Here is a 1,187-nt window from a genome sequence, read left to right as displayed (position 1 = left end):
CACCATGAGGGCTCCAGTCTTCCAGAGAAAAAGCAGCAAACCAAAAATCCTTGGAAGAGGGGAACTGCATGAACATGAATAGCGCAACACTTCCTCAGCTTCTCGAAATTGCTTATCACGATAACTTAGCACCGATCACGATCAAGTGGGATGCTCTCAGGGAAATAGAGAACCGCAAGCCMCGTGCGAAATACGAACGCGAGCAATATTCCAATAAATCTGCTTATCAAAACTGAGAGGAGCATGAACCATGTACAAATTAACAGTTTACGGAAAAATGTATGGCTCAGAATTGACACTGCAAGAGGCTGAGAGCAAGCTGGCTAGACTTTGCTACACGGTGAAAGGCCTTGGATTAAGGCGGGTGAGAGCATGCGAGATGTCTGCTTTGCAACAAGTAACCGTTTCTTAATCTTTCAAGGCAGCAAAGTGATTGGCGAAGTTTACGTACTCGATGAAAAATATGTTTGTACCGTGAAGAAGGTCCGCAGAGGACTAAGGTGCAGGAGGGCGAGCGCATGATTGAGTTTACGGTTTATGGTGAGCCGGTTGCACAAGGGCGCCCACGCTTCTCAACAGCTGGAGGATTTGTTAAGACTTATGATCCGGCTAAGTCTGGTGATTATAAAAAGTTCGTCAAGCTGGCCGCAATGGAATTTGCTCCAGCTAACCTGTTGGAGGGACCGATCAAGATGAAGCTGATCGTATTCCGCACCATGCCAGGTTATCTGAGCAAGTCACCGAAGAAAGCGGCTGCTGCAGAGGCTGGAGAGATCCTACCGACTTCAAAGCCGGATGTTGATAACTATTTGAAGGGTGTCAAGGACGCACTCAAAGGTGTCATTTGGAAAGATGATAGTCAGGTCGTTGAGGTTTATGCGCTTAAGCGGTATAGCTCACGGCCACGTATTGAATTAAAAATAATCGAAATGTCGAAAGGGCGATGAACATGTTTACTAACCTGAAAGCAACACTCCTGAAAGTGGATTTACGCGATGGCAAGAAGGTGCTGGTATTTGAAACAGGCGCAAGATTAACGGGCGGCGAGCTGGAAGCACTCTGCGAGATGATCAAGAAAGAAGTTGTGCTTGGCATAGATTCTCAGGTCATTAGCTACAGTATTCGCAAGAACGCTAAGACAGATCAGCCTCTTATTTCTTATAAAGTAAATGACTCTGGTTTAGTAG

At 46.0% G+C, this 1,187-nt stretch carries 3 protein-coding genes and 1 pseudogene; all 4 read left to right on the top strand.

Going from position 1 to position 1,187, the window contains the following annotated elements; genetic code table 11:
* The first annotated feature begins 68 nt into the window (after positions 1 to 68).
* Positions 69 to 236 (top strand): hypothetical protein, encoded by a 168-nt coding sequence (locus AC1DUA_RS38425; protein ID WP_477504689.1) that lies wholly within the window; start codon positions 69 to 71, stop codon positions 234 to 236.
* Between the two features lie 14 nt (positions 237 to 250).
* Complete coding sequence (locus AC1DUA_RS38420) at positions 251 to 412, top strand: hypothetical protein (protein ID WP_477504688.1); 162 nt, start codon at positions 251 to 253, stop codon at positions 410 to 412.
* Between the two features lie 106 nt (positions 413 to 518).
* Entirely contained in the window at positions 519 to 947 is a 429-nt protein-coding gene (locus AC1DUA_RS38415) for a RusA family crossover junction endodeoxyribonuclease (protein ID WP_477504687.1), read from the top strand.
* A gap of 2 nt (positions 948 to 949) precedes the next feature.
* A pseudogene (locus tag AC1DUA_RS38410) lies at positions 950 to 1,187 on the top strand (hypothetical protein); the annotation flags it as partial.

Source organism: Paenibacillus sp. 01T422 (assembly GCF_056398785.1).
Note: the sequence above shows the minus strand (reverse complement) of the source record. Positions and strands in the feature narration are given on the sequence as shown.